General features: G+C 70.6%; 1 protein-coding gene. It reads left to right on the plus strand.

The annotated features are described in order from the left end of the window. Positions 1–1,124 (plus strand): condensation domain-containing protein (locus tag ACFWDO_RS21445; protein ID WP_380347211.1); only part of this gene is annotated, 1,124 nt, incomplete at both ends.

Genomic DNA, 1,124 nt, shown 5'->3' on the forward strand with positions numbered 1-1,124 from the left:
GTCACACGCCGTCCGACTTCGCGCTCGTGCGTGCTACCCAGCGCGATATCGACACCTGGGAGAAGCGCTACCCCGAGCTGACCCAGGTGTGGCCGCTCGCGGCGCTCCAGGCAGGTCTGTTCTTCCACGCCCGCCTCGCCGCCACCTCGGTCGACGTCTACACCGCCCAGGCCGTCCTCACGCTCACCGGTCGCGTCGACGCCACTCGTCTGCGCGCCGCCGCCCAGGCGCTGCTCGACCGCCACGAAACCCTGCGCACCGCGTTCGTCACCGACCACGACGGCAACGCCGTGCAGGTCGTCCTCGACACCACCCGGGTGGCCTGGACCGAACACGACCGCACGGAATCGGGTGAGTACGACGACCTCGTCGAGGCCGACCGCACCGCACGCTTCGACCTCGCGAACCCGCCGCTGATCCGCTTCACCCTGATCCGGATCGCCGAGCACGAATGGCGCTTCGTGGTGTCCAACCACCACATCCTGCTGGACGGCTGGTCGACGCCGCTGGTCATGCGCGACCTGCTCGCCCTCTACGCCCTGCACGGCGACGCGAGCGCGCTGCCCGCCGTCCGCTCCTACCGGCACTTCCTGGAATGGGTCGCCCGCCAGGATCACTCGGTCTCGGTCGAGGCCTGGTCGCACGCCCTGCGCGGCGTCACCGAGCCGACCATGCTGGCCCGCCCCGACGCGAGCCGCGAGATCGCCGCCCTGTCCGACGAGTACCTGTTCGACCTCGACGAGCCCACCACGGCGCGGCTCGTGGCGCTGGCCGCCGATCTCGGCGTCACCCCGAACACCGTCCTGCAGGTGGCCTGGTCGATCGTGCTCGGCCGGATGACCGGCCGCGACGACGTGCTCTTCGGCACCACCGTCTCGGGTCGTCCCGCGCAGCTGTCCGGCGTGGAATCCATGGTCGGCCTGTTCATCAACACTGTCCCGGTGCGCGTGCGCTTCGACGCCGCCGAATCGGTGCGCGACGTGCTCACCCGCACCCAGGGCGAGCAAGCCGACCTGCTCGACCACCACTACATCGGCCTGGCCGAGATCCAGTCGGCGGCCGGAATCGGTGGCCTGTTCGACTCGCTGGTGGTCTTCGAGTCCTACCCGGTCGACGCCGAGGGC

It is taken from the genome of Isoptericola sp. NPDC060185, from assembly GCF_042728595.1.
Classification (GTDB): Bacteria; Actinomycetota; Actinomycetes; order Actinomycetales; family Cellulomonadaceae; genus Isoptericola.